We start from the raw sequence: 24946 nt of genomic DNA on the forward strand, positions 1-24946 counted from the left end.
TCGGCGGCCAGGGGTCCGGCGAGTCTGACCGGGGTCGGAACGCAAGGTATGACCTGGGTCAGACGCGCCCCCGGGACCCACCGGCTAGCGTGGGCGCGTGACAAGGGCCTTCGGATCCGGGGTACGGGGCACGCTCGCCGACGTGGCGGTCGCCGCGGCCCTCACGTACTGGATCGTCGCCGCGACCCTCGACCCGCCGGGCCCCGCCTTCACCGGCCCGCCCGCACTCGCCTGGCTCGCCGGCGCCGCCGTGGCGGCGCCTCTGGTGCTGCGCCGCCGCCGGCCGCTGCCGGTGTTCGCGGTCGTGACCGCGGCCGCCGCCGTCGCCACCGCGACCGGGGTCACCGGGTTCGGCGTGATCTTCCTGTCCTGGGTGCCGGTCGCGCTCGCCCTCTACAGCGCGGCCGCCGTCGCCGACCGGATCCCGGCGGTGTTCGTGCTGGCCGCGGGCCTGGCCGCGCCCGGCGTCACGATCCCCTGGCTGTATCTGCGGACCGGGGTCACCTCCGCGTCCGCGCCGGAGAGCGAGGCGCCGCTGTGGTGGCAGGTGGAGACCGGCATCGCCGTCGTCGTCATCGCCGCCGCCTGGTCGGCGGGCCGGCTGATCCGCTGGCGGCGCGCCCTGCAGGCCGAGGCGGCCCGCCGTCTGGCCCGCGACGCGGTCGCCGACGAGCGGCTGCGCATCGCCCGCGAGCTGCACGACATCGTCGGCCACAGTCTCAGCCTGATCACCGTGAAGGCGACCGTCGCCAACCATCTGGCCGAGGAGCGCCCGGCGGAGACGCGGGCGGCGCTGCAGACGATCGAGCGGGCCAGCCGGTCGGCGCTCACCGAGATCCGGCGGCTCCTCGACGTGATGCGTGAGGGCGACGGCCCGGCCGCCGACCTGACGCCCGCGCAGGGCCCCGCCGGCCTGCCCGAGCTCGTCGAACGGCTGCGTTCCGCGGAGCTGCGCATCGACCTGGAGGTGACCGGAGCCGGCGACCTGCCGACCGCGGTGGGGCTGACCGTCTACCGCATCGTGCAGGAGTCCCTGACCAATGTGATCAAGCACGCCGGCGCGAGCCGGTGCGGCGTCACGGTGCGGGCGGCCGCCGGAACCGTCCACATCGAGGTGTGCGACGACGGGCGCGGGCGGCCGCCGACGCGCCGCCGGGGCGGGGGACAGGGGCTGATCGGCATGCGGGAACGTGTTTCGATGTACGGCGGCCGGCTGTCCACCGGCGCCCGCCCCGAGGGTGGGTTCCGGGTGGCCGCCGACCTTCCGTACACACCGGCCGAGGAGACCGCGTGACCCCGGACATCAGGGTGCTGCTCGTCGACGACCACCCGTTGATGCGGGAGAGTTTCCGGGCGCTGCTCGACGCGTCGCCCGGCTTCACCACGGTCGGTGAGGCCGGCACCGGCGGCGAGGCCGTCCGCCTGGCCCGGGAACTGCGGCCGGACGTGGTGCTGATGGACGTGCGGATGCCCGGGATGGACGGCATCGAGGCGACCCGGCAGATCTGCGCCGATCCGCGGACCGGCACGGCGCGGGTGCTGATCCTGACCACTTTCGACCTCGACGAGTACGTGTACGGCGCGCTCCGGGCCGGCGCCAGCGGCTTCCTGGTCAAGGACGCCACCGCGACCGAGCTGCTGCACGGCGTGCGGCTGGTGGCCGCGGGCGAGGCGTTGCTCGCGCCACGGGCCACCCGCCGCCTGATCGACGCCTTCCACGGCGGGGGCGGACCCTCATCCGGTACGCCGCGCGGCCTCGACGCGATCACCGGCCGGGAACGTGAGGTGCTGTCCCTGATCGCCGCCGGCCTGTCCAACACCGAGATCGCCGAGCACCTCCACCTCGGTGTGGGCACCGTGAAGACGCACATCGGCCGTCTGCTGCACAAGCTGGCCGCCCGCGACCGCGCGCAGCTGGTGATCACCGCCTACGAGTCCGGCCTGGTGACCGCCCGCGGCGCCGGGGAGGCCGGCTCCCGGTAGGACGCCGGCCCCCGGGCCGCGGGCGGTCGCCGGTCAGACCAGGCGGCGGAGCACGTAGTTCTTGCTCCAGATCTTCTGTTTCGTGACCGTCTTGCCGGTTCGCGGCGCCGACCACATGGTGCCGTGACCGGCGTAGATGCCGGCGTGCGTGCCGTACGAGCCGGTGCGGATGATGACCAGGTCGCCGGGGCGGCCGGCGGCCTTGCTGACCGCCTTGCCGTACCGCTGCTGCAGGTTCGCCTTGTGCGGCAGCTTGCGGCCGGTCGTCTTGCGATAGACGTACATGGTGAAGCCGGAGCAGTCGAAGCGGGCCGGGCCGATGGCGCCGTAGAGGTAGCGCTTGCCCTTGTGCCGGGCCGCCTCGGTCACGACCAGCATCCCGGCCCGCGGCGCCGTGACGGCCCGCGGCGCGGCTGCCCTCGCGGCCTGTAGAACGGCGGCCGGCCGGGCGGCCGGGGACGCGGCCGCCGGGGCGACGGCAGGTGGAGCCGAGACGGCTCGTGGGGCCGCGGAGACGGCTCGGGGAGTGCCCAGCCCGCCGGTGACGAGACCCAGGATCACGGACAGGGCGACGGTGCCGGCTCCGAGGGTACGGACGGGCCGGCTGAAGGTGCGAACGCGCACGGTGAAGGAATCCCTCCGGCACGCCTGCGAGGTTAGCTGTCGGGTTCGGGCGCGAAGGATTGCCCGGCCGCGTGCTGCGGCTTCACCCCGAGGTACACCGGCCGGGCCACCGCGAACGGTGTGCCGGCCGGGGACCGATGTGTGGTTCCCCCGTCCCTGCCCCCGAGTGCCTCATGACTGGTCATGCGGGTACGTGTCGCCGGACCGGGGCAGGGCTCGGCGTGGTCCGGGTCGACACGACCGGCGAGCAGATGCCCGCCGCCCTTCCTTGATAGCCGAGGCCCCGGACCGGGCCGTCCGCCTGTGCTCATCACGGTCAGTAGTGAAACCGGCGACCGATGTCCCGTTGCCGCCGAAGCTGCGAGGATCGCCGGCACGCTGCGTTCACCGCAGGGGCCCCGGGAAGGAATCCGGCCGGTGAAATGGAACACCGCGCAACCCGTCGAGCCGCGCCGACCGGCCCAGGCCGCGACCAGCCGATCGGCTGCCGGACGGCCGCCGACCGGAAGTCAGGACTTGACCAGTCGGGCGATCGCCTCGGTCGCCTCCTTGATCTTCGCGTCCACGTCGCCCTCCGACGCGGCGTGCACCACGCAGTGCCGCAGGTGGTCCTCGAGCAGGCCGACGGCCACCGCGTGCAGGGCGCTCTTGGCGGCCGAGATCTGCGTCAGGATGTCGATGCAGTACGTGTCCTCGTCGACCATCCGCTGCAGCCCGCGGATCTGTCCCTCGACCCGCTTCAACCGGGCCATCAGCGCCTGTTTCTCCGCCGAATACCCGTGCGGCCCGGCCGGTTTCGCCTCACTCATGCCGTGCAAGATACCCCGTACCCGTATCCGCCGGCCGCGTCACGAGCAGCCCTCCGGGCGGTGTCCTCACCCACGGGTCGAGGACACCGCCCGGCCGGGTCGGTGATTCAGCTGCGCTGGAGGACTTCCCAGCCGCCTGCGCCGTCGCCGCCACGGTTGAGGTAGACGGACGTGGGCTCGCCGCTCGCGGTGTTGATGAGCAGGTAGTCGTCCTTGCGGTCGCCGTCGAAGTCCTGGAAGCGGACCAGGGTGCGGTCCTTGGTGAGGCCGGACGCGACCTTGCCGCGGTTCTGCCAGCCGCCCGCGCCGTCACCACCACGGTTGAAGTAGACGGTCACCCCGCCGTTGTCGTCGAACAGCAGGTAGTCGTCCTTGCCGTCGCCGTCGAAGTCGTGGAAGCGGACCTTGGTGCGGTCGGTGGAGAGACCGGACGCGACCTTGCCGCGGTTCTGCCAGCCGCCCGCGCCGTCGCCACCGATGTTGACGTACGCGTCGACCTGGCCGGTGTCCTGGACGATCAGGTAGTCGGTCTTGCCGTCGCCGTTCAGGTCGGCGAACCGGACCTTGCTACGGTCGGAGGTGACGCCGGACGCGACCTTGCCGCGGTTCTGCCAGCCACCCGCGCCGTCACCGCCGCGGTTCAGGTAGAGGGTGACCGCGCCGGCGTCGTCGAACAGCAGGTAGTCGGCCTTGGCGTCGCCGTCGAAGTCGGCGAACCGGACCTTGCTGCGGTCGGTGGTGACGCCCCGCGCCACCTGGCCCAGCGGCAGCCAGCCACGGCTGCCGCCGCCCCGGTTCAGGTAGACGTCGACCGCGCCACTGGCCTGGATGAACAGGTAGTCGTCCTTGCCGTCACCGTCGAAGTCGGCCCAGCGGCCGCTGCCGGTGTGCACGTCGCCGCTGTTCGCCGGCAGGACCGTCACCGGCGTCGTCACCGAGGTCACCCAGGCCGCGATGTCGTCGACCCGTGCGCCGACCGCCCCGGCGGGCGCGTCGCTCGCCGCGCCGACACAACCCTGCTGCCCGCCCGTGCTGGTCACGGCGACGAGCTGCGCGCTCCCGCCGGCCTCGCGGAAGATCGGGCCGCCCGCGTCGCCCTTGCACACCGTGGTGTCCGGCTGGTTGTCCAGCTGGAGCGAGGCGGTCGCCGGCGCCGATGCGACGGTGAAGTCACCGGCGTGCTGCACGCGGGGCACCCATTCGGTACGGGTACGCCCGTACCCCGCCAGGCGCAGCGCCTCCCCGGCGGCCGGCGCGGTGGCGCCGAGCCCGATGGTGGCGCCGGTGGTCGACGGGCGGACCAGCTGGACCAGGGCCACGTCACGGTCGGGATGCGACACGACCCGGGTGGCCGCCAGCACCTGGCCGCCGGTGGTGGACAGGTCGGGGCGGCCCACGGTGACCGAGGTCGCCTGCGGCGGCGCGCCGTCGGCGATCGGCACGCCGTTCTGCGCGAAGCAGGCGGCGGAGGTGACCACCCACTCCGCGCGCACGAGGGCGCCGGTGCAGGCGCGGGCGTCCGCCGCGCCCGGCGTGCCGACCTCGATCTTGGTGACGAATCCGTAGGCGCTTGCCGTCGTCGCGGTCGCCGCCAGGGCGGGCACCGCGGCCCACGGCGTGACCGCCACCGCGGCGCCCACGGTGAGCACCGACAGGGCACGTTTCTTGAGCAAAGCTGTCCTCCAGGCAGAAGTCGACATGAGCCGTCGAGCGCCCGGGCCGGAGAAGAGCGGCACCCTATCCGAACCGTGAACTCCGAGCCGGGCGCACAGGCACAAAAGGCACACCGAGGGAGGGCACGTGGAAAGGCAGACAAAAACTTGCACGCAAATCGGTCGCGTCGATCCCCCCGTGGACCGAGTAGCGCCCCAAAACATAGATGAGCACCGAGCTGAAGTAAACCGGCCCCCCTGTGACATCAGCAACCGGGCGTGGCTGAGCGGAACGGGCCGTCGTGATGCCTCCGTCGCGCCCGGAGAGCAGCCCTGCCGCCGCGTCGCTGATCTCCTCGGGGGTTCCGCGGCGTCCGGCGGGTCGTGCCGGGCGCCGGCCGCGAGTGGTGCGGCCGTCCGGCTTCCGGGCCTGCCGGGAGCCGGACGGTGGTGGCCTGCCCGGGAGCCGGACCTGCTGGAAGCCGGATGGTGGGGCCCGTCGGGAGCCGGACGGTGGTGGCCTGCCCGGGGGCCGGACCTGCTGGAAGCCGGATGGTGGGCCCGTCGGGAGCCGGACGGTGGGGGCGGATCAGGCGACGATCACCGTCTTGCCGGGCAGCGTGCCCGCGGCGGCCTGGGCGTGCACGGACGGCAGGTCGGCGAGCGGGACCCGCTGGACGACCTCGACCCGCAGCTCGCCCGAGTCGACGAGCCCGGCCAGGTGCGCCAGCTGGGCGGCGTCGCTGCGGACGAACAGGTCGATGCCGCGGACACCGCGCTGCTCGTCGCTCGGGGCGGGCATCCACACCGTGGTGTTGACCAGGACGCCGCCGGGGCGGATCACGCCGAGCAGGGCGGCCAGCCGGTCCGGGTCGATCGGGGCGAGGTTGACCACCACGTCGACCGGGTCGACGGTGGTGTGGTCGATGACCTCGTCGGCGCCGGCCAGTTTCGCGCGGTCGGCCGTGCGGGCGCTGGTCGTGGCGATCACGTGCGCCCCGGCGATCTTGGCGAGCTGCACGGCGTAGCCGCCGACCGCCCCACCGGCGCCGTTGATCAGGACCCGCTGGCCGGCGGTGAGTTTCGCGTGGTCGAACAGCGCCTGCCAGGCGGTGAGGCCGACGGTCGGCAGCGCGGCGGCGTCGGCCAGGTCGATGGTGGTGGGCGCGGGCGCCAGGATCTCGGCCGGAGCCGTCACGAACTCGGCGGCGGCGCCGTCACCGGTCATCGGCAGGAAGCCGACGACCCGGTCGCCGACCGCGAGGCCGGTCACGCCGTCGCCGAGCGCCGCCACGGTGCCGGACACGTCGATGCCGGGCGTGTGCGGCAGCGCCACCGGGATCGGGCCCTGCATGAAACCGGCGCGGATGTTGCCGTCGACGCCGTTGAACGACGTGGCCGCAACCCGGATCAGCGCCTGGCCGGCGGCGGGAACGGGCTGGTCGACGTCCTCGTAACGCAGGACGGTCGGGTCGCCGTACGCATGGAATCGCATTGCCTTCATGGGTTTGCCCTCGCCTCTTCGACCGTTGGTGCTTCGGATTCGAAGCACTCCTGAACCATAGCTCGCTTCGAATTCGAAGCAAGTGGGTGATGGTGTGAGCCGGCCGACACCCGGGCGCCGCCGACCGGTCAAGCGTCGCGCGACCCGGGGACCGGGGGCAGGCCGCAGTTATCCGCGGACGATTCGTCCCTGGATGAGCCGCTGCAGCTTCGCCTCGCTCGGCGAACCCGGCGCGGCCGTGAAGACCAGCAGCTCCTGGTCCTCGTCCGGATCCACCAGCCGCCGGGCGTACAGCTCCAGCTCGCCTTCCTCCGGATGCCGGTAGCGCTTGAGATCGTTGTGGTGGGTGACGTCCACCTCGTGCCGCCGCCAGACCTCGGCGAACGCGGGGCTGACGGCCAGCAGCGCCTCGACGATCTCCCCGGCCGTGCCCGCCGGATCCGCTGTGTACGCCGCCCGCAGCTCCGCGGTGAACACCCGGGCCCGGGTCGCGTGATCCTCCGGCGGATACAGCGCACGCTGCGCCGGATCGGTGAACCAGCGATAGGCCAGGTAACGGGACATGCCGGTGAACCGGGTGTAGTCGCCGAGCAGCGCCACCGCCGGCCCGGTCTGCAGCAGCGCCTCCCCGAAGCGGGAGAGCACGATCGCCGGGACGTCCGCGAGACGCTCGATGATCAGGGACATGGCCGGACTGGCCCGCACGTCACGCCGCACCCGGCGCGGCGCCGAATGCCCGCTGAGCGCGAACAGGTGCTCCCGCTCACCCGGGCTCAGCTGCAGCGCCGTGGCCAGCGCGGCGATGATCGGCTCCGACGGCGCCGGGCCGCGCTGCTGCTCGATCCGGCTGTAGTAGTCGGCCGACATGCCGGCCAGCGCCGCGACCTCCTCCCGGCGCAGCCCGCCCGTCCGGCGGCGCGAGCCCCGGGGCAGCCCGGCGTCCTCCGGCTGCAACGCCTCCCGGCGGGCCCGGAGAAAGTCCGCGAGCAGAGCCCGGTCCATCCGGTCAGCCGGTCCGCTTGCGGCCGGCCCGCGGCTTCGCCGACCTCGGGGGTACGGCCCGCATGTGATCACGCACCCGGCCCAGGATCGACCCGAGCCCGGCGAGGTCGGCCTCGGTCATCGAGGCGAACAGCAGCTCCCGGACCCGCTCGACGTGCCCCGGCAGCACCCGGGCGACCAGCTCCCGCCCGGCGCCGGTGACCGTCACCATCACGCTGCGCTCGTCGTCCGCCGACGGCGCACGGGTGATCAGGCCCCGCTTGTCCAGCAGCCCCGCCTGATAGGTGAGGCCGCTGCGGCTGTACACCACACCGTCGGCAAGATCGGTCATCCGCAGCCGCCCGTCCGGGGCGTCGACCAGCCGGGCCAGGATCTGGAACTGCACGTAACTCAGATCGCCGTCGGCGCGCAGATGCTCGTCCACCGCGTACTGCAGAAGGCTGCCGACCTCGATCAGCGCGAAGTACGCCCCGAGCTGTTCCGAGTTCAGGCCGGCCGCGGGTTCGCTCATCGCACGATCCTACGTGCTTCGAATTCGAAGAGCGTGGACCGTCGGTCCCGGCCGACGGGTCTGATAGTCCTGCCCGTGCCGTACCCCGCGGTCCTAGCGTCGAGGTATCGGCCGGCCCCACCCGAGGAGGAGACGTGCGGACCACCGTCGAGACACTCGCGGAACAGCCCTTCCTGGCCGGTCTCACCGACCATCAACTGAGCCTGCTGGCACCGCTGACCAGCCGGTCGATGTTCCACGCCGGGAACCGGATCTTCCGCGAGGGCGCCCCCGCCGAGGAGTTCTGGCTGATCACCGAGGGCCGCGTCTTTCTCGACTGCGAGGTGCCCGGGTACGACAGCTTCGTCCTGGAGACCCTGCGTGCCCCGGCGGTCCTCGGCTGTTCGTGGCTGTTCCCGCCGTACCGCTGGCAGTTCGGCGCCGTCTCGATCCACACCACGGAGGTGCTCGCGTTCAACGGCCCGCAGACACGCGCCCTGCTGCAGAGCGACCCCGGCCTGGGCCACGAGCTCACCACCCGCTTCCTGCGCGTGATGGGCGATCGCCTGCACGCGGCCCGCCGCCGCCTGGCCGACTGCCGGCGCGAGACCGGCCACCGCGCCGACCTCTGACGCCGCAGTCCTGATCGGAGCCGCGGTATGTTGAGTTCCGGTGGCCGATCGTATGCCAGGGGTGTTCATGACTGCCGAGATGGTCACGCCGGCCTGGATGCATGAGCAGATCACCGCCGAGCAGTACGCGACCTGGACCGAGGAGCAGCGCGCCGACGTCGAGATCATGGACGGCATGGTCTGCGCCGGGCCGAGCGCGTCCAAGCGGCACAATCGCCTCGCCCGGTTGCTGGCGAACGCTCTGGACGACGCCGCGGGACCCGATTGGAACGCGGACACGGACTTCGATGTTCGCCTCCAGGACGTGCCGCTGAACAATCGCCGTCCGGACGTGACCGTGTATCGGGCGGACACCATCGACATCTCGCCGACCCGGCCGGAGCACGTGCTCCTGGTGGTCGAGGTGGTCTCGCCCGGTTCGGAGACCACCGACCGCATCGTCAAGACCGATCAGTACGCGCGAGCCGGGATCCCGTTCTACTGGCGCGTCGAGCAGGCGGTGACCGGCGCGCCCCTCGTCTACACGTACGTTCTCGATCCGGCGACCGGCCGCTACCGCGACAGCGAGGTCTTCACCGGCGTGGTCGTGGTGACCGCGCCGTTCGCCGTCGAGGTCGATCTCGGGCACATCTGACCCGGCGGCCGGTCCGCGTCTTCCGGAGTGTCGTCAGCCGCGCCACCGGGCGGCGGGGATCAGGGGGAGTGCGGCGGGGCGTTCGACGGTGGTGGTCAGGTCGATGCGGCGGCCCTCGGCGGCCGAGTGGAGCAGGGACGTCATCGCGTCGAGGACGTGCAGGGCCAGGGCGCCGCTCGCCCGCGGGGTCTCCGAGGTCAGCATGTCGAGCAGGCCGATGCCGCGGGACGAGCCGGCGTAACCGGCCGACGGCTCCAGGGTGCGCCAGTCGGTGGCGCCCAGCTCGAACAGGCGCACGTCGCCGGCGAAATGGTTGGGGTCGGGGACCTCGATGGTGCCGGTCTCGCCGTGCACCTCGATCGGCGCGGCCGTGGTACGAACCGCGTCGAAGCTGGTGGTGATGGTGGACAGCGCGCCGCCCGCGTGATGCAGCACCCCGGTGACGTGGGTGTCGACCTCGACCGGGATGCGTTCGCCGGCGCGTGGCCCGCTGCCGACGACGCGGGTGGTGCGCTGGCGGGACGCGGCGCCGGTGACGGCGACGATCGGGCCGAGCAGGTGGATCAGCGCGGTCAGGTAGTACGGGCCCATGTCGAGCAGCGGGCCGCCGCCGGGCAGGTAGTAGAAGTCGGGCTGGTGGTGCCAGCGTTCGTGGCCGGGGGTGGCCATCACCGCGACCGCCGACAGGGGACGGCCGACGGCTCCGGCGTCGACGGCGGCACGGGCGGTCTGCACCCCGGTGCCGAGGACGGTGTCGGGGGCGCACCCGATCGTCACGCCCCGTTCGGCGGCCTCGTCGAGCAGGGTGCGCGCGGTGGTCATGTCGGAGGTGAGCGGCTTCTCCCCGTACACCTGCTTGCCGCTCTTGATCGCCGCGGCGGCGACCTCGGCGTGCGCGGCGGGGACGGTGAGGTTGAGGATCGTCGCGATCGAGTCGTCGGCCAGCAGGTCGGCGAACGGCAGCGCGCGGCAGCCGGGAAGGCCGTCGGCGACCGCCGCGGCCCGGGCGGGGTCGAGGTCGGCGACCGCGGCGATGGTCACCGCGGGATGGTCACGCAGGGTCTCCAGGTAGGCGCCGGAGATCCACCCGGCGCCTACGATGCCGATCCGGTGCGGCTCGCCCACAGCATGCCCCTTTCGATGACGGTACGGACGGACGGGTGCGCGAGCACGTCGAGGCTGTGCCCGGGGGTGCTGACGACGATCCGGCCCTCGCCCCACTGCCGGGTCCAGATCGCCGGGGAGACGATCGGCCGGTGCCACGGGTGCCAGGGCTGGACCGGATGGGTGGTGGTGGCGAGGACGTCGCAGAGGTCGTCGTGCAGCACCCAGTACTGCTCGGTGGTCAGGGTGAAATCGGACAGGCCGGCGGTGATCGGGTGCTCCCGCCCGAGCGGGGTGAGATCGATGGTGTGGGTCAGGAAGTTGTCGGTCTCGTCGTGGACGAGGCAGCCGGGCTCCTTGCCGGGGTGGGTGGCGAACTGGCCGCCGACCAGCTGCAGATAGTCGGACGAGGCGCGGTACGAGTCGGCGATGCCCCCGTGCCAGCCGGTGAACCCGGTGCCGGCCGCGACCGCCGCGCGCAGCCCGTTCACCTCGTCACGCTCGATCGTCGACATCGTCATGCACTGCACGATGAGATCGGTTTCGGACATGACCGCGGCGTCGGCGTAGACCGCGGGCGAGTCGTGGATCCGGATGTCGTAGCCGTTCTTCGTCAGGAACGGCAGGAAGAGTTCGGTCGCCTCGACCGGACGATGACCCTCCCAGCCGCCGCGGACCACCAGAGCGTTAGCCATCATCAACGCCTATCAAATCCCGGCCCACCGCGACGACCCGGTTGGTCAGTATCCCGAGTTCCGGGCACCAGATCTCGATCGTGTCGCCGGCGCGGACGGTGAAGTCGGCGTCCGGGACCATGCCGGTCCCGGTCAGCAGCACCACGCCGGCCGGGAAGCTCAGCGCCCGGAACAGCCAGGCGGCCAGGTCCTGGAAGCTGCGGGCCATCGCCGAGGTGGAGGTGGTCGCGGTGTACGCCTCGCCGCCGTCGCGCAGCACCCGCAGCCCGATCTCGAACGGGCCGGGCCCGGCCGCCCAGCTCGGCACGATCGCCGGTCCGATCGCGCAGGCCCGGTCGTAGATCTTGGCCTGCGGCAGGTAGAGCGGGTTCTCGCCCTCGATCGAGCGGCTGCTCATGTCGTTGCCCAGGGTGTAGCCGAAGAGTTCGCCGCCGGCGTTGAGCACCAGCCCGATCTCGGCCTCGGGCACGTCCCAGCCGGAGTCGGCGCGGATCCCGACCGTGTCCTGGTCGCCGACGACCCGCCACGGGCTGGACTTGAAGAAGATCTCCGGCCGGTCGCCGGTGTAGACGTGGTCGTAGAGTGCCCCGTGCCCGGACTCCTCACGGCGTCCGTCGCGGCTGCGCCGGTAGGTCACCCCGGCCGCCCAGATCTCCTGCTGGTCGACGGGCGGTCTGATCCCGCGGAAGCGCAGGTCGCCGGAAACGTTGCCGGCGGCGGCCTCGACGACCTTCCGCGCCCGGCCCACCGGCATGGCGAGCAGGTCGGCGAGGGTGTGATCGAGTTCGGCCCAGGAGCCGTCCTGGCACACCGCCCAGCCGGTACGCAGGTGGTGTAGAGAGATCGGCATGTGACCCTCCGTTAATCTGTGGCGAGATCGAAAGGACTATCGACGTGGCCCGTGTGGTACCGGCGGTCATCCGCGCGCTCGACATCCTCGAGCTGTTCCTGGACCGGCCGGAGCTGTCGGCCCGTGAGGTGATCGAGCGGCTGGACCTGCCCCGCACCACCGTCCACGAGCTGCTGGTCACCCTGGTGGAGCGGTCGTACCTGGTGGTCGTTCCCGGTCAGCCGGTGCGGTACCGGCTGGGGATGCCGCTGTTCCAGCTCGGCTCGGCCTTCGCCGGGCGGCTCGACCTCGTCCGGGAGGCGCAGAGCGTCGCGCGGGGCGTGGCCGCCGCGTGCGACGAGGCGGTGCATGTGGCGGTGCTCGACGGCGCCGATGTCGTCTACCTGGTCAAAGTGGACAGCACGCACCCGGTCCGGATGGTGTCCGGGGTGGGGCTGCGGCTGCCGGCGCACTGCACCGCCGTCGGCAAGGTGCTGCTGGCCGATCTCGACCGGGCGAGCCTGAACGCGGTGCTGGCGACGGGGCCGCTGGCGGGCATGACGCCGGCCAGCATCACCGACCCGGACCGGCTGCGCGCCGAGCTCGACCGGGTCCGCGCCGACGGTCTGGCCGTCGACATGGGCGAGTCGGACACCGCGATGCGCTGTGTCGCCGCGGCGGTCCGGGATCACTCCGGCGCCGCCGTCGCCGCGATGAGCGTCTCCGCGCCGATCATCCGCTGGACCCCGCAGGCGCAGCCGCGGTGGACCGAGCTGGTCCGGGACGGCGCGGACTCGCTGTCGGCCCGGATGGGATACCAGCGCCGATAACCGACTCGAAACATTGACACCTCTCGTGGGTCTGTCCTAGCGTCGCGTCCACCCGATACGGTATATCGAACCACGTTCGAAATCTCGAACAAAGGGGTGAGTGGCCTTGGATAAAGCGATGTGGTCCCGGCGCGGCTTTCTGGGGATGGGCGTGGGAGTGCTCGGCGCGGCCGGGCTGGCCGCGTGCGGCGGCGGCTCCGACACTCCACCCAAGGTGGCGGCCGAGGTGCCGAAGGAGCTGCTCGACGCCGCCGTGGCGGTCAAGGGCACCTCGATGGGCATGCTGTCGCAGAAGCTGTACTCGACGGCGGCCAACGAGCAGCTCGACGCGTCGATCAAGAAGTTCGCCGAGGCCACCGGGACCACCATCGAGAACAACCTGGTCCAGGCCGACGCGGGCGACGTGGTGGCCAAGATCCACGCCGAGGTCGAGGGTGGTGTGGCCCGCGACCTGGCGTTCATGACCGACTCGCGGTTCGTCGCGCAGTTCCACGCGCTGGGCGACCTGGAGGACGTCACCGACATCGTCGAGGCGCTCACCAAGGTGTACGGCGAGCCCTGTGCCGAGGCCAAGAACTTCTGCGTCTTCGACGGCAGGTGGTTCGCGATCCCGTACCACTTCATCGGGATCGGATCGTTCCTGCGCAAGGACTGGATGCAGGAGAAGGGCATCACGCCGAAGGACGTCTACAGCTGGGAGGAGCTGCGCGACGTGTGCCTGGCCATCTCCGACCCGGGCAAGCGCCGGTTCGGCTGGGGCATGACCGTCAACCGCTCCGGCGACGGCAACGGCATGATCGAGGCGCTGATCAACTCCTACGGCGGGGCGATCGCCTCCAACGACGGCCGCAAGGTCACCTTCGACACCCCGGAGACCGTGCAGGCCGTCACCTTCCTCGGCGACATCTACACCAACCCCAAGTACAAGGCGATGCTCCCGCCGGGGGTGGACAGCTGGACCGACACCAGCAACAACGAGAACTGGCTGGCCGGGGTCCTCGGCTACACCCGCAACAGCTTCAGCGTCTACGCCGACTCCAAGACCAAGAAGAATCCGGTGTACGGCAACACGCACGTCTTCTCCGACTGCATCGGCCCGGCCACCGACAAGTCGCTGCTGCTCGGCCAGTCGCAGGGCTTCGTCGTCTTCAAGGGCGCCAAGAACGGCGCCCTGGCCAGGCTCCTCGCGCAGTACCTGATCACCGCGCCCGCCCTGGTCGGCGTGGCCAAGGAGGCGCCCGGCCTGGCGATGCCCGCGTGGGCGAAGGTGTGGGACGCCGACCCGTTCTTCAGCGGCGGCGACCCGGCCTTCCCGATGCTGCGCAACATGTCCCAGCAGACGCTGCCGCTGCCCACCAAGAACGGGCTGTCCTTCCCGCAGAAGGCCAGCGCCGGCCAGCAGGCGGTGGTCGCGGCCTACGTCCTGACCGACATGATGCAGCAGGTCGTGCAGGGGGCGGCGCCCGCGCAGGCGGTCAAGGACGCGCACTCCAAGATGGTGCAGATCTTCTCCCAGCAGGGGCTGCCGCAGTGAGCTCACTCCGCACCGCGCCGGCCCCGGTGGAGAAGGGGACGTCTCCACCGGGGCCCGGCTCCCTCACCCCGGTCCAGCGCCGCCTGGGCCGCGACTGGCGGCTCGCGGTCCTGTTCCTGACGCCCACCGCGATCCTGGTCGGCGCGCTCGTGCTCGTGCCGATCATCCAGTCGTTCATCACCAGCACCACCGAGCGGCACGGCGCGGAGAGCGTCTTCGTCGGGCTCGACAACTACCTCGCGCTCCCCGGCGACCAGCAGTTCCGTACCGGCGTGGTGAACTCCTTCGTCTTCACCGCCTACGCCGAGGTGTTCAAGGTCGTCCTGGGCCTGGCCGCAGCCCTGCTCCTGCACCGCCTGCGCCGCGGGCGCGCCCTGATCACCGGCCTGCTGCTGGTGCCGTGGGTGGTGCCGACGGTGGTCACCGCGTTCAGCTGGCGGTCGCTGTTCGACCCGATCTTCGGCAGCGTCAACACCCTGCTCACCAGCTCCGGCATCGGCCCGCTGCTGGCCGATCTGCACCTGGTGGACACCTGGCCGGCCGGCTGGCTCTCCGATCCGGCACTGGCCATGCCGTCGGTGATCCTGGTCAACGTGTGGAAGGGCGTGCCGTTCTTCACCGTCTGCTTCCTCGCCGGGCTCAAATCGATCCCCGCCGAGCACTACGAGGCCGCCACCATCGACGGCGCCTCGCCCTGGCAGCAGTTCCAGCACGTCACCCTGCCCGGCCTGCGCCACGTGATCACCGTGACGGTGACCCTCTCGTCGATCTGGACGTTCAACAACTTCGACCTGATCTGGCTGCTCACCCAGGGCGGCCCGGGCGACGTGACCGCGCCGTACGTGCTGATCGCCTACTCCAAGGCGATCCTGCAGCTGCAGTACGGCGCCGGCGCGGCCGTCACGCTGGTGATGCTGCCGATCATCGCCGGGCTGGTGTTCGTCCTGGTCCGGCTGCTGCGCCAGGACGCCGGCAACCGGCCGCCGCGGTGGACCGGCCCGACCCGCACGGCGTTCCCCTGGGTGGTCACCGCGGTCGTCACCGGCCTGCTGTTCTGGGCGTCGCCGGACATCTTCTGGAAGGCGGCGGTGGTCCTCGGGGTGATCCTGCTGATCGCCGCCGCGGTCGGCAAGGTGGTGTCGGTGCTCGGCGACCGGGGCGGCCGCCGAGCCTCCGCGGTGGTGTCGCGAGTCGGCTCCGGTGTCGCGCTGGCCGGCCTGCTCGCCTTCGTGCTGGGCCCGATGTACTGGATCGCGGTCACCGCGTTCAAGTCCGAGACCCAGGTCGTCATGCGCGACAGCGACCTGTGGCCGACCCCGTGGACGCTGGAGCAGTTCGGGGCACTCTTCACCAACCAGCCGTTCGGTCGCTGGTATCTCAACACCCTGATGGTGTCGGCGGCGTCGACGGCGGTGGCCCTGCTCTGCGCGGCCCTCGGCGGTTACGCGCTGGCCCGGCTACGGTTCCGCGGGGCGCAGGGCTTCACCGTCACCGTGCTGCTGACCTACGTGATGCCGGGCGCGCTGCTGTTCATCCCGCTCTACCAGCTGCTCATCGAGACCCGGCTGACCGACTCGCTGTGGTCGCTGGTGCTCACCTACCCGACCTTCACGCTGCCGTTCGCCACCTGGCTGCTGACCGGCTACTTCGCGTCGATCCCGGTCGACCTGGAGGAGGCGGCCCTGGTCGACGGCAGCACCCGGGTGCAGGCGTTCCGCCGGGTGGTGCTGCCGCTGGCCAAGCCCGGTCTGCTGGCGGTCGCCCTGTTCACCCTGACCAACGCGTGGAACGAGTTCCTCTTCGCCTTCGTGTTCATCACCAAGGACGAGTACAAGACGCTGCCCGTCGGCATGCAGTCGATGATCGCCGGCGACGTCGTGCCGCAGGGGCAGCTGGCCGCCGCGTCGCTGCTGGTCAGCATCCCCGTGGTGATCATGTATGCGTTCGGGCAGCGCTTCCTCACCGAAGGGCTCACCGCCGGGGCGGTCAAGGGATGAGATCAGAGGCCGGGATCCCAGTACGCCGGAAGCAGCCCCGTGACACCCACGTGCGCGGTGAACAGCCGGCCGGACAGCGGATGCGCGGCCAGATCGGCGGCGGACATGTCCTGGGTGGCCGTGGTGATCACCAGGACGTCCAGGTCCGGTCCGGCGAACGCGACGCTGGAGGTGTGCGGGGCGTCCACCTCGACCACCGCCACCAGCTCGCCCGCGGGTGTCCGGCACTCGACCCGGCCGCCACCCCAGATCGCCAGCCACAGGTTGCCCGCGGCGTCCACGCACAGCCCGTCCGGATGCCCGTCCTCGACGGTGAACAGCACCGACCGGTCGCCCGCCGGGTAGTCGCGGACGTAGACCGTGCGGGTGAGCGTGTCGACGCTGTAGAACCGGTCCCCGGACGGGCTCCAGGCCAGCCCGTTGGAGAGGGTCAGGTCGTCGTCGATCGTCGTGCAGCCGCCGCCCTCGAACCGGACCAGCACCTCCCGGCCGGTGCCGAGGCTGCCGACCAGGAACCGGCCGGACGGGTCGACCGCGCCGTCGTTCAACCGGCCGGGCGACCCCGCCGGCAGCACCCGCGCGAGCGGCGCACGGCTGCCGTCGGCATGCACCCGGGTCAGTGTCTCCCGCTCGGCGACCAGCAGGTCACCGCCGGCCGAGACCGCCACGGCGCCGACGCTCCGCTCGAACGACCAGGTCCGCACCGGCTCGATCCGGCCGCCGGCCAGCCGGCCCTCGTGCACGTCACCGGCCATGATGTCGACCCACAGCAGCCGCTGCCGGGCCGGATCCCACACCGGCCCCTCGCCGAGGAAGTGGGCGGAGCCGGTCGCCGCCTGCGCGGTGTGTCGCCTGATCATGGGTGCTCCATGGTGATGTCACGTCAGTCAATGAGATGGTAACGATCGGGGAGGTCGACGATGCAGCCGCGACGCAGCGCCCAGTGGTACGCCGGTGACGATCGGAACAGCTACATGCACCGGGCCTGGATGCGGCGCGGGTTGCCGGCCGACGCCTTCGACGGGCGCCCGCACATCGCGATCGCCAACACCGCGTCCGATCTGACGCCGTGCAACAGCCACCTGAACGAGGTGGCCCGCAGCGTCGCCGACGGCGTCCACCGGGCCGGCGGCATCGCGCTGAACCTGCCGGTCGTGTCGATCGGCGAGACACAGGTCCGGCCGACCGCGATGCTGTGGCGCAACATGGCCGCGATGGCGATCGAGGAGATGCTGCGCGCCAACCCGATCGACGGCGTCGTGCTGCTCGGCGGCTGCGACAAGACCATTCCCGCGCTGCTGATGGGCGCCGCCTCGGTGGACCTGCCGGCGGTGGTGATGCCCGGCGGCCCGATGCTGACCGGCACCTTCCGCGGCGTGCCGCTGGGCTGTGGCACCGACGTGTGGAAGCTCTCCGAGGAGGTCCGCGCCGGGACGCTGAGCGCCGCCGAGTTCCAGCGCTCCGAGTCGTCGATGATCAGGAGCAAGGGCCACTGCAACACCATGGGTACGGCGTCGACGATGGGCCTGCTCGCCGAGGTGCTCGGGATGACGCTGCCCGGAGTGGCCGGCACGCCCGCGCCGGACAGCCGCCTGCTCGAGTCCGCGCACGCGACCGGGGTGCTCGCCGTCGACCTGGTCGAGCAGGGGCGCCGCCCCAGCGACGTGATGACCCGCGGCTCGTTCCTCAACGCGATCGTCGCGCTCGCCGCGCTCGGCGGCTCCACCAACGCGGTCGTGCACCTGCTGGCGATCGCCGGGCGGCTCGGCGTGCCGCTGACCCAGGACGACTTCGACACCACCGGGGCCGGGGTGCCGCTGCTCGTCGACCTGCTGCCGGCCGGCCGGTTCCTGATGGACGACCTGTACCGCGCCGGCGGCCTGCACGCGGTGCTCGCCGAGGTCCGTGACCTGCTGGACCCGGAGGCGATCACGGTCACCGGGCGGCCGCTCACCGACCACCTGGACGACGCGCGGGTCTACGACCGGGAGGTGATCCGGCCCCGCGCCGAGCCGCTGCGGCCGCACGCCGGGATCGCGGTCCTCTACGGCAACCTCGCCCCGGACGGGGCGGTCGTCAAACCGGCCGCCGCGTCACCGCACCTGCTGCGCCACCGCGGCCCGGCCGTCGTCTTCGACTCCGTCGAGGACCTGCACGCCCGGCTCGACGACCCGGATCTCGACGTCACCGCCGACTCGGTGCTGGTGCTGCGCGGGTGCGGCCCGAAGGGCTATCCCGGCATGCCGGAGGTGTCCAACATGCCGCTGCCGGCGAAACTGCTCGAGCAGGGGGTACGCGACATGGTGCGGATCTGCGACGGGCGGATGTCGGGTACGGCGTACGGCACCGTGGTCCTGCATGTCGCCCCGGAGGCCGCCGCCGGCGGACCGCTCGCCAAGGTCCGCACCGGCGACATGATCGTCCTCGACGTCGCGAACCGGCGTCTCGACGCCGACGTCCCCGCCGCGGAGTGGGCGGCCCGCGAGCCGTCGCCGGAGGCGGCGAAGTCCTACGCCGCGCCGTCGCGCGGCTGGGAGCGGCTCTACGTCGACACCGTCGGCCAGGCTAACACCGGCGCCGACTGCGACTTCCTGCTCGGCGCGAGCGGCGACGAGGTCTCCCGCGAATCCCACTGAGTTCCGGAACCGGCGACGACCTGCAATTTCCGACATTCCCTCACATCTGGGCTTGTGAGCCGCACCATCCGCCACTAGGTTCGTTGCGGCTTGTCCAAAGGTGAGTGTTTCGGGAGTGTTGCAGCGTGAAGCGCCGGATCTGTCTGGTGGTGCCGACCAACCGGGAGTGCACCGCCACCCTGGCCGAGGTGATGGCCGAGGCCGAGTACGCCGAGCGCCACCACGACGCCGACGTGCGCCTGCTGGTGCTCGACTCCTCCGACGACTTCACCGCGCACGCCAAGACCCTGGCCGACGCCCGCGCCGCGCTGCACCTCGACGAGCCGCGGCAGCGGGAGTTCCTGCGGCAGGTCGTGGACCGGTCCGGCGCCGCCGACCCGGGCCTGCTCCTCGACCTGCTGCTGCCGGCGCGGCCCTCCTACGGCGCCTGCACCAACCGGGCCTTCCTGATCGCGGCCGCCCTGGGCTGCGAGTCGGTGCACCGGCGCGACTCCGACCTGTACTTCCAGACGTACGCCGGGGAGAAGGTCTTCCCCATCCACGCCGAACTGTCCGCGCTGGGCCGGCCCGCCCGCAACGTGACGGCCACCGAGGACCGGCTCGACGACAGCCGCCGCGACCTGACCGTCGCCATGGCCGGCGCCTCGTTCGTCGGCGACATGTCCGTCGACGTCGAGGACATCCGCGGCGCCGACGGCTACTACGACCTGGTCAGCCTCTGGGCCGCGCCGGGTAGCACCGAGGCGGAGAAACGCGCCCTGGTCGAGGAGTCCTTCACCGGCAGCGCCCCGTTCGCCGGCGACCACTGGGTGCTGTCGGTGGTCGATCCGATGCGCGTCGACATGCACAACATCAGCTTCCACGGCCTGCACGAGCGGGTGCCGCTGCCCCCGGCCACCGACACGATCGGCAGCGACTACTTCCTCATCCACGTCGCCGACCGGGCCGGGCTGCCCGGCCTGCTGCACAACCGGCACATCGTCAACTTCCACACCGGGGAGCGCAAGACCGACGCCGGGTTCCTCGCGTACCAGATGCGGTTCGCCAAGTTCATCCTGTCGATGTACTACTTCCACTTCATCTACGAGCGGATGACCAGCGACGATCCGGCCGGCATCGCCGCGATCGCCAGGGCCTCGACGTGGCAGCCGCGGGAGCCCAACGAGCAGCAGGCGCACCTGATGGAGAAGGCGTACCGGCGGCTCGGCGGCCGGTTCACCGGCGTGGCCGACCGGATCGCCGAGCACCGCGACCGGCTGCTCGTCGAGGCCCGCCGCGACATCGAGGACTTCGCGACGCTCATCGACGCGTGGGCGGCTCTGGTCGCGGCCGCCCGCGAGACCCCACTGCCGCATGCCTGACCGCGAACGCCTGCGTCCCATCGAGGAGACCGACTGGCCGGCGATCCTCACGCTGGAGGCCGAGACGTACGGCGACAAGGGTCTCGCCGAAGGCGGCGACGCCCTGCGGTCCCGGGCGCACCCGCCCACCTCGTTCGTGCTGGACACCGGCGGCCGGCTCGGCGGTTACCTGCTCGCCCTGCCCTACCCGCGGGGCGCCTTCCCCGACCTGCGGCGGCCGGAGGACCGGGCCTTCGACACGCCCGACCTGCACCTGCACGACATCGCCATCGCCCCGGGGCTGCGCGATCACGGCCGCGGGCGGCGCCTGGTGCGGCATCTGGTCACCCTCGCGCGACTCCGGGCGTACGAACGGATCTCGCTCGTCTCGGTCGGGAACGCGGCCGGGTTCTGGACCGCCTGCGGGTTCCGCCCCGACCCCCGCTGCGCACCGCCCGGCTCCTACGGCCCGGGCGCCGTCTACATGTCCCGTGACATCGGATAGGACACGCATGTCGTTCCGCCGGTCGCAACTGTCGATCGCCGCCCTGTTCGGGTCGCTCGGCTTCCAGTACTCGACCTGGGCCTCGCGCATCCCCGCCCTCGCCGACCGGCTGCACCTGTCGTCCGCCGAGGTCGGGGTGCTGCTGCTGGCCGCCGGCGCCGGCGCGGTGATCTCCGCGCCGCTGGTGCCGAAGCTGATGGCCGCCCTCGGATCACGCCGTCTCGCGCTCGGCGCGGTGCTGGTGCTGGCCGCCGCCTTGGCCGGCCTGGTGGCCGCCCCCGCCTACGGGCTCCTGCTGGTGGTGCTGCTGATCGACGGCGTCGCGGTGGGCTGCCTGAACGTCGCCATGAACGCGCAGGGCGCCGCCCTGGAGCAGCGGTCCGGCCGGACCACGATGGCCCGGCTGCACGCCACCTTCAGCGGCGGGATCTTCGCCGCCGCCCTGCTGGCCTCGGCGATCACCGCGGTGACCGGTTCGGTGGCGGCGCATTTCGCGGTGGCCGGCGCGGTCCTGCTCGCGGTGACGGCCGCCGGCCCGGGCCTGCTCACCGAGGACCTGCCGCCCGCGCCGCGGCCGGCCGGCCGCCGGTTGGTTCGCCCGTCCGGCGTGGTCGCTGGTCTCGGCCTGGCCATGCTGCTGGCCACGATCACCGAGGGCGCGGTCACCGACTGGTCGGCGTTGTACCTCGAACTCGTGCACGCCGCCGACCATCTGCTGCCGCTCGGCATCGCCGTCACCTCCGGGACGATGCTGACCGCCCGGCTCTTCGCCGACCGCTGGCGCGACCGCTGGGGCGACCGGACGGTGGTCGCCGCCGGCGCCGCGCTGGCCGGCGCGGGCCTGCTCGCCGCGCTGCTGGCCGGTGGGGCGGGGCCGGCGCTCGCCGGTTTCGCCTGCGTGGGCCTGGGCATGGCCGCGGTCAGCCCCTGCCTCTACGTGGCCGCCGCGCGGCACGGCCCGGCCGCTCTCACCGCGGCGGCCACGATGAGCACGACCGGTCTGCTCGCCGGCCCGCCCGCCATCGGCTTCCTCGCCGAGGCGGCCGGGCTGCGCTGGGCGCTGACCGCGGTGGTGGGCACCGCCTGGCTGCTCGTGCCGTGCGCGCTGCTGCTGCGGCCCCGCCTGTTACCGGAGCGCGACCAGAGCCTGGTCCCATGACGACTCCGCCGCCGGGACCGGGAGCACGCCGTGCCGCTCGGCCCCCGGCGGGGTGACGAACTTGTAGCCGACCTGCCGGACCGTGCCGATCATCGTCTCGCAGCGGGGGCCGAGCTTGGCCCGCAGCCGGCGCACGTGCACGTCGACCGTACGGGTGCCGCCGAAGTAGTCGTAACCCCAGACCTCGCGCAGCAGCTGGTCGCGGCTGAACACCCGGCCCGGGTGCTGCGCCAGATACCGCAGGAGCTCGAACTCCTTGTACGTCAGGGCGAGCGCCTCGCCGCGCAGCCGGGTCGTGTAGCTGTTCGCGTCGATGACCAGGTCACCGACCTGGAGCAGGCCGTCGCCGGTGGCGGTCTCCCGGCTGCGCCGCCCCGCCACCATGCTCAGCCGGGCAGCGACCTCGGCCGGGCCGGCGGTGGTCAGGACGAAGTCGTCCACGCACCAGTCGGCGCCGACGGCGACCAGGCCGCCCTCACGGACCACGGCGATCAGCGGCGTGGCCGCCCCGTTGCCGCGCAGCGCCCGGCAGGTGGCGCGAGCCTGGTTCAGTTCGGTGGACGCGTCGACCAGGATCACCGCGGTGTCCTTGGCGGCGACGGCCCGCTCGTCGCGAGGGGCGACCTGCACCGTGTAGGGCAACAGGTCCAGGGCGGGCAGCACATCGGCGTGGCCGTCGGTCAGCAGCAGAAGATTCACGTCAGGCCTTTCCACGACATCCCGGACCGCACGAAGGCCGTCCCGCTGGGCTTGCGCGCAACGCTAACCGCGAACTGTTACCGCCGGATATCGCGGCGAGGGTCATAAGGTCGCGAGGAGTGGGGCAATGAATTATTGACAGAGGTAAATGTCCGATGCGACGGTGCGTACGCCACCCCGGCGCGGGCGTGCCGCAGACCCGGCATGCCCCGCCACCATGTCAGCGGTGGGCCGTACACGGGCCGCCGCCCCGCAGTGAGGGGAACCTTCATGCGCTTCCGACGGGCACTAGCCATCGGCGCCACCACGCTCGCGGCCATCGCGGGCGTCCTGTCCGGGCCCGCCGCCCCCGTCCAGGCGGCCGCTCCCGCCCCGACCGCCGTCGCGGTGACGCTGGCCAGCACCATCGCGCTGAGCAACTGCTCGGCGTCGCTCGTCCGGTTCCCCACCTCGCTCAGCACCGACAGCGCGATGATGCTCACCAACGGGCACTGCTACGAGGGCGGGTTCATCGCCGCCGGCCGGGTCATCCAGAACGTGTCCAGCACCCGTACCGGCACGCTGCTCAACAGCTCCGGCGGCTCGGTGGCCCGGGTCCGCGCCAACCGGGTGATCTACGCGACCATGACCGGCACCGACGTCACGCTCTACCGGCTCAACACCACGTTCGCGGCGCTGTCCTCGTCGTACGGGGCCGTCCCGCTGACCATCTCGGCCGCGCACCCGGCCGCCGGCACCGGGATCGGGATCCCCTCCGGCTACTGGAAGCGGGTCTGGAACTGCAGCATCGACGGCTTCGTCACCACGCTGCGCGAGGACACCTGGACGTGGAAGGACTCGATCCGCTACAACTCCGGCTGCGACACCATCGGCGGCACCTCCGGCTCGCCGATCGTCAGCACCGCCACCGGTGAGCTGATCGGCATCAACAACACCGGCAACGAGGACGGCGGCCGCTGCACGCTGAACAACCCGTGCGAGGTCGACGCGGCGGGCAACGTGACGGTGCTCGCCGGGCGCAGCTACGGCCAGCAGACCTACTGGTTCACCACCTGCGTCAACTCCAGCCGGACCATCGACCTGAGCGTCTCCGGCTGCCTGCTCACCAAGCCCTGACGCCGGGCGCCCGCGGGCCGGTCCACGAACCGGCCCGTGGGCACACGGTCAGTACCCGTAGATCATCTTGTAGGCGACCTCGGGCAGGAACTGCCCGGCCGACGAGCCGCCGCCGACGCCGCAGTTGCCGTCGGACTCACCGGGGGTCTTGAGCCACAGCAGCATCTCCGCCCCGCCGCCCAGCTGACTGGGCGTGCCGAGCCGCCGGCCGGCCGGGTTGCACCACTGGCCGTTGGACCCGTTGCCGTTGCGGCTGGTGTCGATCACGAACGGCTTGCTGTAGCCGAAGCGCCGCAGCTCATTGGCGACCCGGTTGCCGTAGTTGCTGTTCTCGCCGGTGGTGAAGTAGTTCGACACGTTCAGCGCGAACCCGCGCGCCCCGGCCACACCCGCCTGGTTCAGGCGCTGCGCCATGGTCGTCGCGTCGACCCAGCCGGAGTTGCCGGCGTCCAGGTAGACCCACGTGTTCGGGGCCTTGGACCGGAACTGGTTGATCGCGCGCGACAGCATGCCCGTACGGTCGTTGATCTGGCTCTGGCTCATGCAGTTGAAGTCGCCGAGCGAGTCGGGCTCCAGGACGACCACGGCCGGGCGGCTGCCGACCGCGCCGGCGAACGAGGCGGCCCACGCGTCGTAGGCGCCGACGCTGCCCGCGCCGCCGCCGGAGTGGCCGCCGCAGGCGTCCCGGCCCGGCAGGTTGTACGCCACCAGCAGCGGCAGCTTGTCGACCGCGTCGGCCGCGCCGACGTAGTTGCGGACCGCCGTGGCGATGTCGCCGCTCCAGTTGCCGAACCAGCTGGCCATCGGTTTCTGCGCGATCGAGGTGCGGATCGCCGCGGCGCGGCCGTCGCCGGGGTTGGCGGCGACCCAGGACGCCGGGCTGGAGTACGGGTTGACGTAGAAGCCACTGGTCTGGCTGAGCGGGTCGGCGTGGGCCGGGGACGGGCCGAGCAGCACCGCGGGGACGATCATCGCCAGCGTGGCGAGGACTCCGGTGAGGGTTGGTCGTCTCATCGACAAGCTCCAGGGATGGGGGATGGGGACTGGAAGCGCTTCCAGAAATGTCGATCCATGAATCTCGATTTCATGCTCGACATGACCGTGGTCCATGTCAAGAGATGTGGCTGGTTCCGGGAACAGGGTGGTCCTGGGCCTGGGACCGCTTCCAGAAA

24 protein-coding genes and 1 riboswitch are annotated in these 24946 nt (G+C 72.0%); of the genes, 12 read left to right on the forward strand and 12 right to left on the reverse strand.

The genetic code is table 11. The features are described 5' to 3' along the window. The first annotated feature begins 97 nt into the window (after positions 1-97). Positions 98-1294 (forward strand): sensor histidine kinase, encoded by a 1197-nt coding sequence (locus tag BM290_RS22325; RefSeq protein ID WP_093617088.1) that lies wholly within the window; start codon positions 98-100, stop codon positions 1292-1294. Continuing rightward, positions 1291-1983, forward strand: a complete 693-nt coding sequence (locus BM290_RS22330; RefSeq protein ID WP_093617090.1) for a response regulator — start codon at positions 1291-1293, stop codon at positions 1981-1983. The genes BM290_RS22325 and BM290_RS22330 overlap by 4 nt, the downstream gene beginning before the upstream one ends. A gap of 33 nt (positions 1984-2016) precedes the next feature. Here the strand turns inward: BM290_RS22330 and BM290_RS22335 are convergent, their stop codons facing one another. The 6 genes from BM290_RS22335 to BM290_RS22360 form a co-directional block, all read right to left on the reverse strand. After that, positions 2017-2607: a C40 family peptidase gene (locus BM290_RS22335; RefSeq protein ID WP_093617092.1), complete on the reverse strand. Its 591-nt coding sequence runs from the start codon at positions 2605-2607 to the stop codon at positions 2017-2019. Positions 2608-2613: 6 nt separating this feature from the next. Then, positions 2614-2805, reverse strand: a riboswitch (cyclic di-AMP (ydaO/yuaA leader). A 311-nt stretch (positions 2806-3116) separates the two neighbouring features. After that, positions 3117-3416 carry a metal-sensitive transcriptional regulator gene (locus tag BM290_RS22340; RefSeq protein WP_093617094.1) on the reverse strand — a complete coding sequence of 100 codons (300 nt, stop codon included), beginning with the start codon at positions 3414-3416 and terminating at the stop codon, positions 3117-3119. Positions 3417-3523: 107 nt separating this feature from the next. Further along, entirely contained in the window at positions 3524-5089 is a 1566-nt protein-coding gene (locus BM290_RS22345; RefSeq protein WP_177319843.1) for an FG-GAP-like repeat-containing protein, read from the reverse strand. A gap of 568 nt (positions 5090-5657) precedes the next feature. Next, positions 5658-6572 (reverse strand): NADP-dependent oxidoreductase, encoded by a 915-nt coding sequence (locus tag BM290_RS22350; protein ID WP_093617098.1) that lies wholly within the window; start codon positions 6570-6572, stop codon positions 5658-5660. A 168-nt stretch (positions 6573-6740) separates the two neighbouring features. Continuing rightward, on the reverse strand, positions 6741-7574 hold the full coding sequence (locus tag BM290_RS22355) for a helix-turn-helix transcriptional regulator (RefSeq protein ID WP_093617100.1): 834 nt from the start codon (positions 7572-7574) through the stop codon (positions 6741-6743). A gap of 4 nt (positions 7575-7578) precedes the next feature. Beyond that, complete coding sequence (locus tag BM290_RS22360) at positions 7579-8085, reverse strand: MarR family winged helix-turn-helix transcriptional regulator (RefSeq protein ID WP_093617102.1); 507 nt, start codon at positions 8083-8085, stop codon at positions 7579-7581. Positions 8086-8219: 134 nt separating this feature from the next. Here BM290_RS22360 and BM290_RS22365 point away from each other — a divergent pair, with 134 nt between their 5' ends. After that, on the forward strand, positions 8220-8696 hold the full coding sequence (locus BM290_RS22365; RefSeq protein ID WP_093617104.1) for a Crp/Fnr family transcriptional regulator: 477 nt from the start codon (positions 8220-8222) through the stop codon (positions 8694-8696). 67 nt (positions 8697-8763) lie between these two features. Then, positions 8764-9330, forward strand: a complete 567-nt coding sequence (locus BM290_RS22370) for a Uma2 family endonuclease (protein ID WP_093617493.1) — start codon at positions 8764-8766, stop codon at positions 9328-9330. A gap of 33 nt (positions 9331-9363) precedes the next feature. Here the strand turns inward: BM290_RS22370 and BM290_RS22375 are convergent, their stop codons facing one another. Genes BM290_RS22375 through BM290_RS22385 form a run of 3 tightly spaced genes read right to left on the reverse strand, consistent with a single transcriptional unit; the run spans position 9364 to position 11979 of the window. Further along, on the reverse strand, positions 9364-10455 hold the full coding sequence (locus BM290_RS22375) for a Gfo/Idh/MocA family protein (protein WP_093617106.1): 1092 nt from the start codon (positions 10453-10455) through the stop codon (positions 9364-9366). After that, positions 10425-11129, reverse strand: a complete 705-nt coding sequence (locus tag BM290_RS22380) for a ThuA domain-containing protein (protein WP_244903944.1) — start codon at positions 11127-11129, stop codon at positions 10425-10427. Before BM290_RS22380 ends, BM290_RS22375 begins: the two co-directional genes overlap by 31 nt. After that, positions 11122-11979, reverse strand: a complete 858-nt coding sequence (locus BM290_RS22385) for a fumarylacetoacetate hydrolase family protein (protein WP_093617110.1) — start codon at positions 11977-11979, stop codon at positions 11122-11124. The genes BM290_RS22380 and BM290_RS22385 overlap by 8 nt, the downstream gene beginning before the upstream one ends. Before the next feature lie 44 nt (positions 11980-12023). Between BM290_RS22385 and BM290_RS22390 the strand changes: the two genes are divergently transcribed. From BM290_RS22390 to BM290_RS22400, 3 genes are all read left to right on the forward strand, one after another. Further along, entirely contained in the window at positions 12024-12788 is a 765-nt protein-coding gene (locus tag BM290_RS22390) for an IclR family transcriptional regulator (protein WP_093617112.1), read from the forward strand. A gap of 106 nt (positions 12789-12894) precedes the next feature. Next, a complete protein-coding gene (locus BM290_RS22395) occupies positions 12895-14322 on the forward strand; it encodes an extracellular solute-binding protein (RefSeq protein ID WP_239144092.1) in 1428 nt (475 codons plus the stop codon). Continuing rightward, positions 14319-16319, forward strand: a complete 2001-nt coding sequence (locus tag BM290_RS22400) for an ABC transporter permease (RefSeq protein ID WP_093617116.1) — start codon at positions 14319-14321, stop codon at positions 16317-16319. The genes BM290_RS22395 and BM290_RS22400 overlap by 4 nt, the downstream gene beginning before the upstream one ends. A gap of 2 nt (positions 16320-16321) precedes the next feature. Here the strand turns inward: BM290_RS22400 and BM290_RS22405 are convergent, their stop codons facing one another. Next, a complete protein-coding gene (locus BM290_RS22405; RefSeq protein ID WP_093617118.1) occupies positions 16322-17179 on the reverse strand; it encodes an SMP-30/gluconolactonase/LRE family protein in 858 nt (285 codons plus the stop codon). A gap of 60 nt (positions 17180-17239) precedes the next feature. On the opposite strand from BM290_RS22405, the gene BM290_RS22410 reads away from it, so the two are divergent. The 4 genes from BM290_RS22410 (at position 17240) to BM290_RS22425 (ending at position 21959) form a co-directional block, all read left to right on the forward strand. After that, positions 17240-18955, forward strand: a complete 1716-nt coding sequence (locus tag BM290_RS22410) for an IlvD/Edd family dehydratase (RefSeq protein WP_093617120.1) — start codon at positions 17240-17242, stop codon at positions 18953-18955. A gap of 125 nt (positions 18956-19080) precedes the next feature. Next, positions 19081-20316, forward strand: coding sequence for a DUF6271 family protein (locus BM290_RS22415; protein ID WP_093617122.1), 1236 nt, complete (start codon positions 19081-19083; stop codon positions 20314-20316). Further along, positions 20309-20800 (forward strand): GNAT family N-acetyltransferase, encoded by a 492-nt coding sequence (locus BM290_RS22420; RefSeq protein WP_093617124.1) that lies wholly within the window; start codon positions 20309-20311, stop codon positions 20798-20800. The genes BM290_RS22415 and BM290_RS22420 overlap by 8 nt, the downstream gene beginning before the upstream one ends. A gap of 7 nt (positions 20801-20807) precedes the next feature. Beyond that, positions 20808-21959, forward strand: coding sequence for an MFS transporter (locus BM290_RS22425; protein WP_093617126.1), 1152 nt, complete (start codon positions 20808-20810; stop codon positions 21957-21959). Here BM290_RS22425 and BM290_RS49950 read toward each other — a convergent pair. After that, the gene (locus BM290_RS49950) at positions 21927-22658 is read right to left on the reverse strand and encodes a response regulator transcription factor (RefSeq protein ID WP_239144093.1); all 732 of its coding nucleotides are present in this window, start codon (positions 22656-22658) and stop codon (positions 21927-21929) included. The genes BM290_RS22425 and BM290_RS49950 overlap by 33 nt on opposite strands. Positions 22659-22928: 270 nt before the next feature. On the opposite strand from BM290_RS49950, the gene BM290_RS22435 reads away from it, so the two are divergent. After that, positions 22929-23774: a S1 family peptidase gene (locus BM290_RS22435; protein ID WP_093617128.1), complete on the forward strand. Its 846-nt coding sequence runs from the start codon at positions 22929-22931 to the stop codon at positions 23772-23774. Positions 23775-23822: 48 nt separating this feature from the next. Here the strand turns inward: BM290_RS22435 and BM290_RS22440 are convergent, their stop codons facing one another. Further along, on the reverse strand, positions 23823-24788 hold the full coding sequence (locus BM290_RS22440; protein WP_093617130.1) for a glycoside hydrolase family 6 protein: 966 nt from the start codon (positions 24786-24788) through the stop codon (positions 23823-23825). Positions 24789-24946 lie beyond the last annotated feature (158 nt).

Origin of the sequence: Actinoplanes philippinensis (assembly GCF_900113015.1) — a bacterium.
Taxonomy (GTDB): Bacteria; Actinomycetota; Actinomycetes; order Mycobacteriales; family Micromonosporaceae; genus Actinoplanes; species Actinoplanes philippinensis.

Bases quoted from the DNA above. Each gene is read 5' to 3' on its own strand.
- BM290_RS22340 (WP_093617094.1), bottom strand. From the start codon at position 3,416: ATGAGTGAGGCGAAACCGGCCGGGCCGCACGGGTATTCGGCGGAGAAA.
- BM290_RS22350 (WP_093617098.1), bottom strand. From the start codon at position 6,572: ATGAAGGCAATGCGATTCCATGCGTACGGCGACCCGACCGTCCTGCGT.
- BM290_RS22355 (WP_093617100.1), bottom strand. From the start codon at position 7,574: ATGGACCGGGCTCTGCTCGCGGACTTTCTCCGGGCCCGCCGGGAGGCG.
- BM290_RS22360 (WP_093617102.1), bottom strand. From the start codon at position 8,085: ATGAGCGAACCCGCGGCCGGCCTGAACTCGGAACAGCTCGGGGCGTAC.
- BM290_RS22370 (WP_093617493.1), top strand. From the start codon at position 8,764: ATGACTGCCGAGATGGTCACGCCGGCCTGGATGCATGAGCAGATCACC.
- BM290_RS22380 (WP_244903944.1), bottom strand. From the start codon at position 11,129: ATGGCTAACGCTCTGGTGGTCCGCGGCGGCTGGGAGGGTCATCGTCCG.
- BM290_RS22385 (WP_093617110.1), bottom strand. From the start codon at position 11,979: ATGCCGATCTCTCTACACCACCTGCGTACCGGCTGGGCGGTGTGCCAG.
- BM290_RS22405 (WP_093617118.1), bottom strand. From the start codon at position 17,179: ATGATCAGGCGACACACCGCGCAGGCGGCGACCGGCTCCGCCCACTTC.
- BM290_RS22410 (WP_093617120.1), top strand. From the start codon at position 17,240: ATGCAGCCGCGACGCAGCGCCCAGTGGTACGCCGGTGACGATCGGAAC.
- BM290_RS22420 (WP_093617124.1), top strand. From the start codon at position 20,309: ATGCCTGACCGCGAACGCCTGCGTCCCATCGAGGAGACCGACTGGCCG.
- BM290_RS22425 (WP_093617126.1), top strand. From the start codon at position 20,808: ATGTCGTTCCGCCGGTCGCAACTGTCGATCGCCGCCCTGTTCGGGTCG.
- BM290_RS22435 (WP_093617128.1), top strand. From the start codon at position 22,929: ATGCGCTTCCGACGGGCACTAGCCATCGGCGCCACCACGCTCGCGGCC.
- BM290_RS22440 (WP_093617130.1), bottom strand. From the start codon at position 24,788: ATGAGACGACCAACCCTCACCGGAGTCCTCGCCACGCTGGCGATGATC.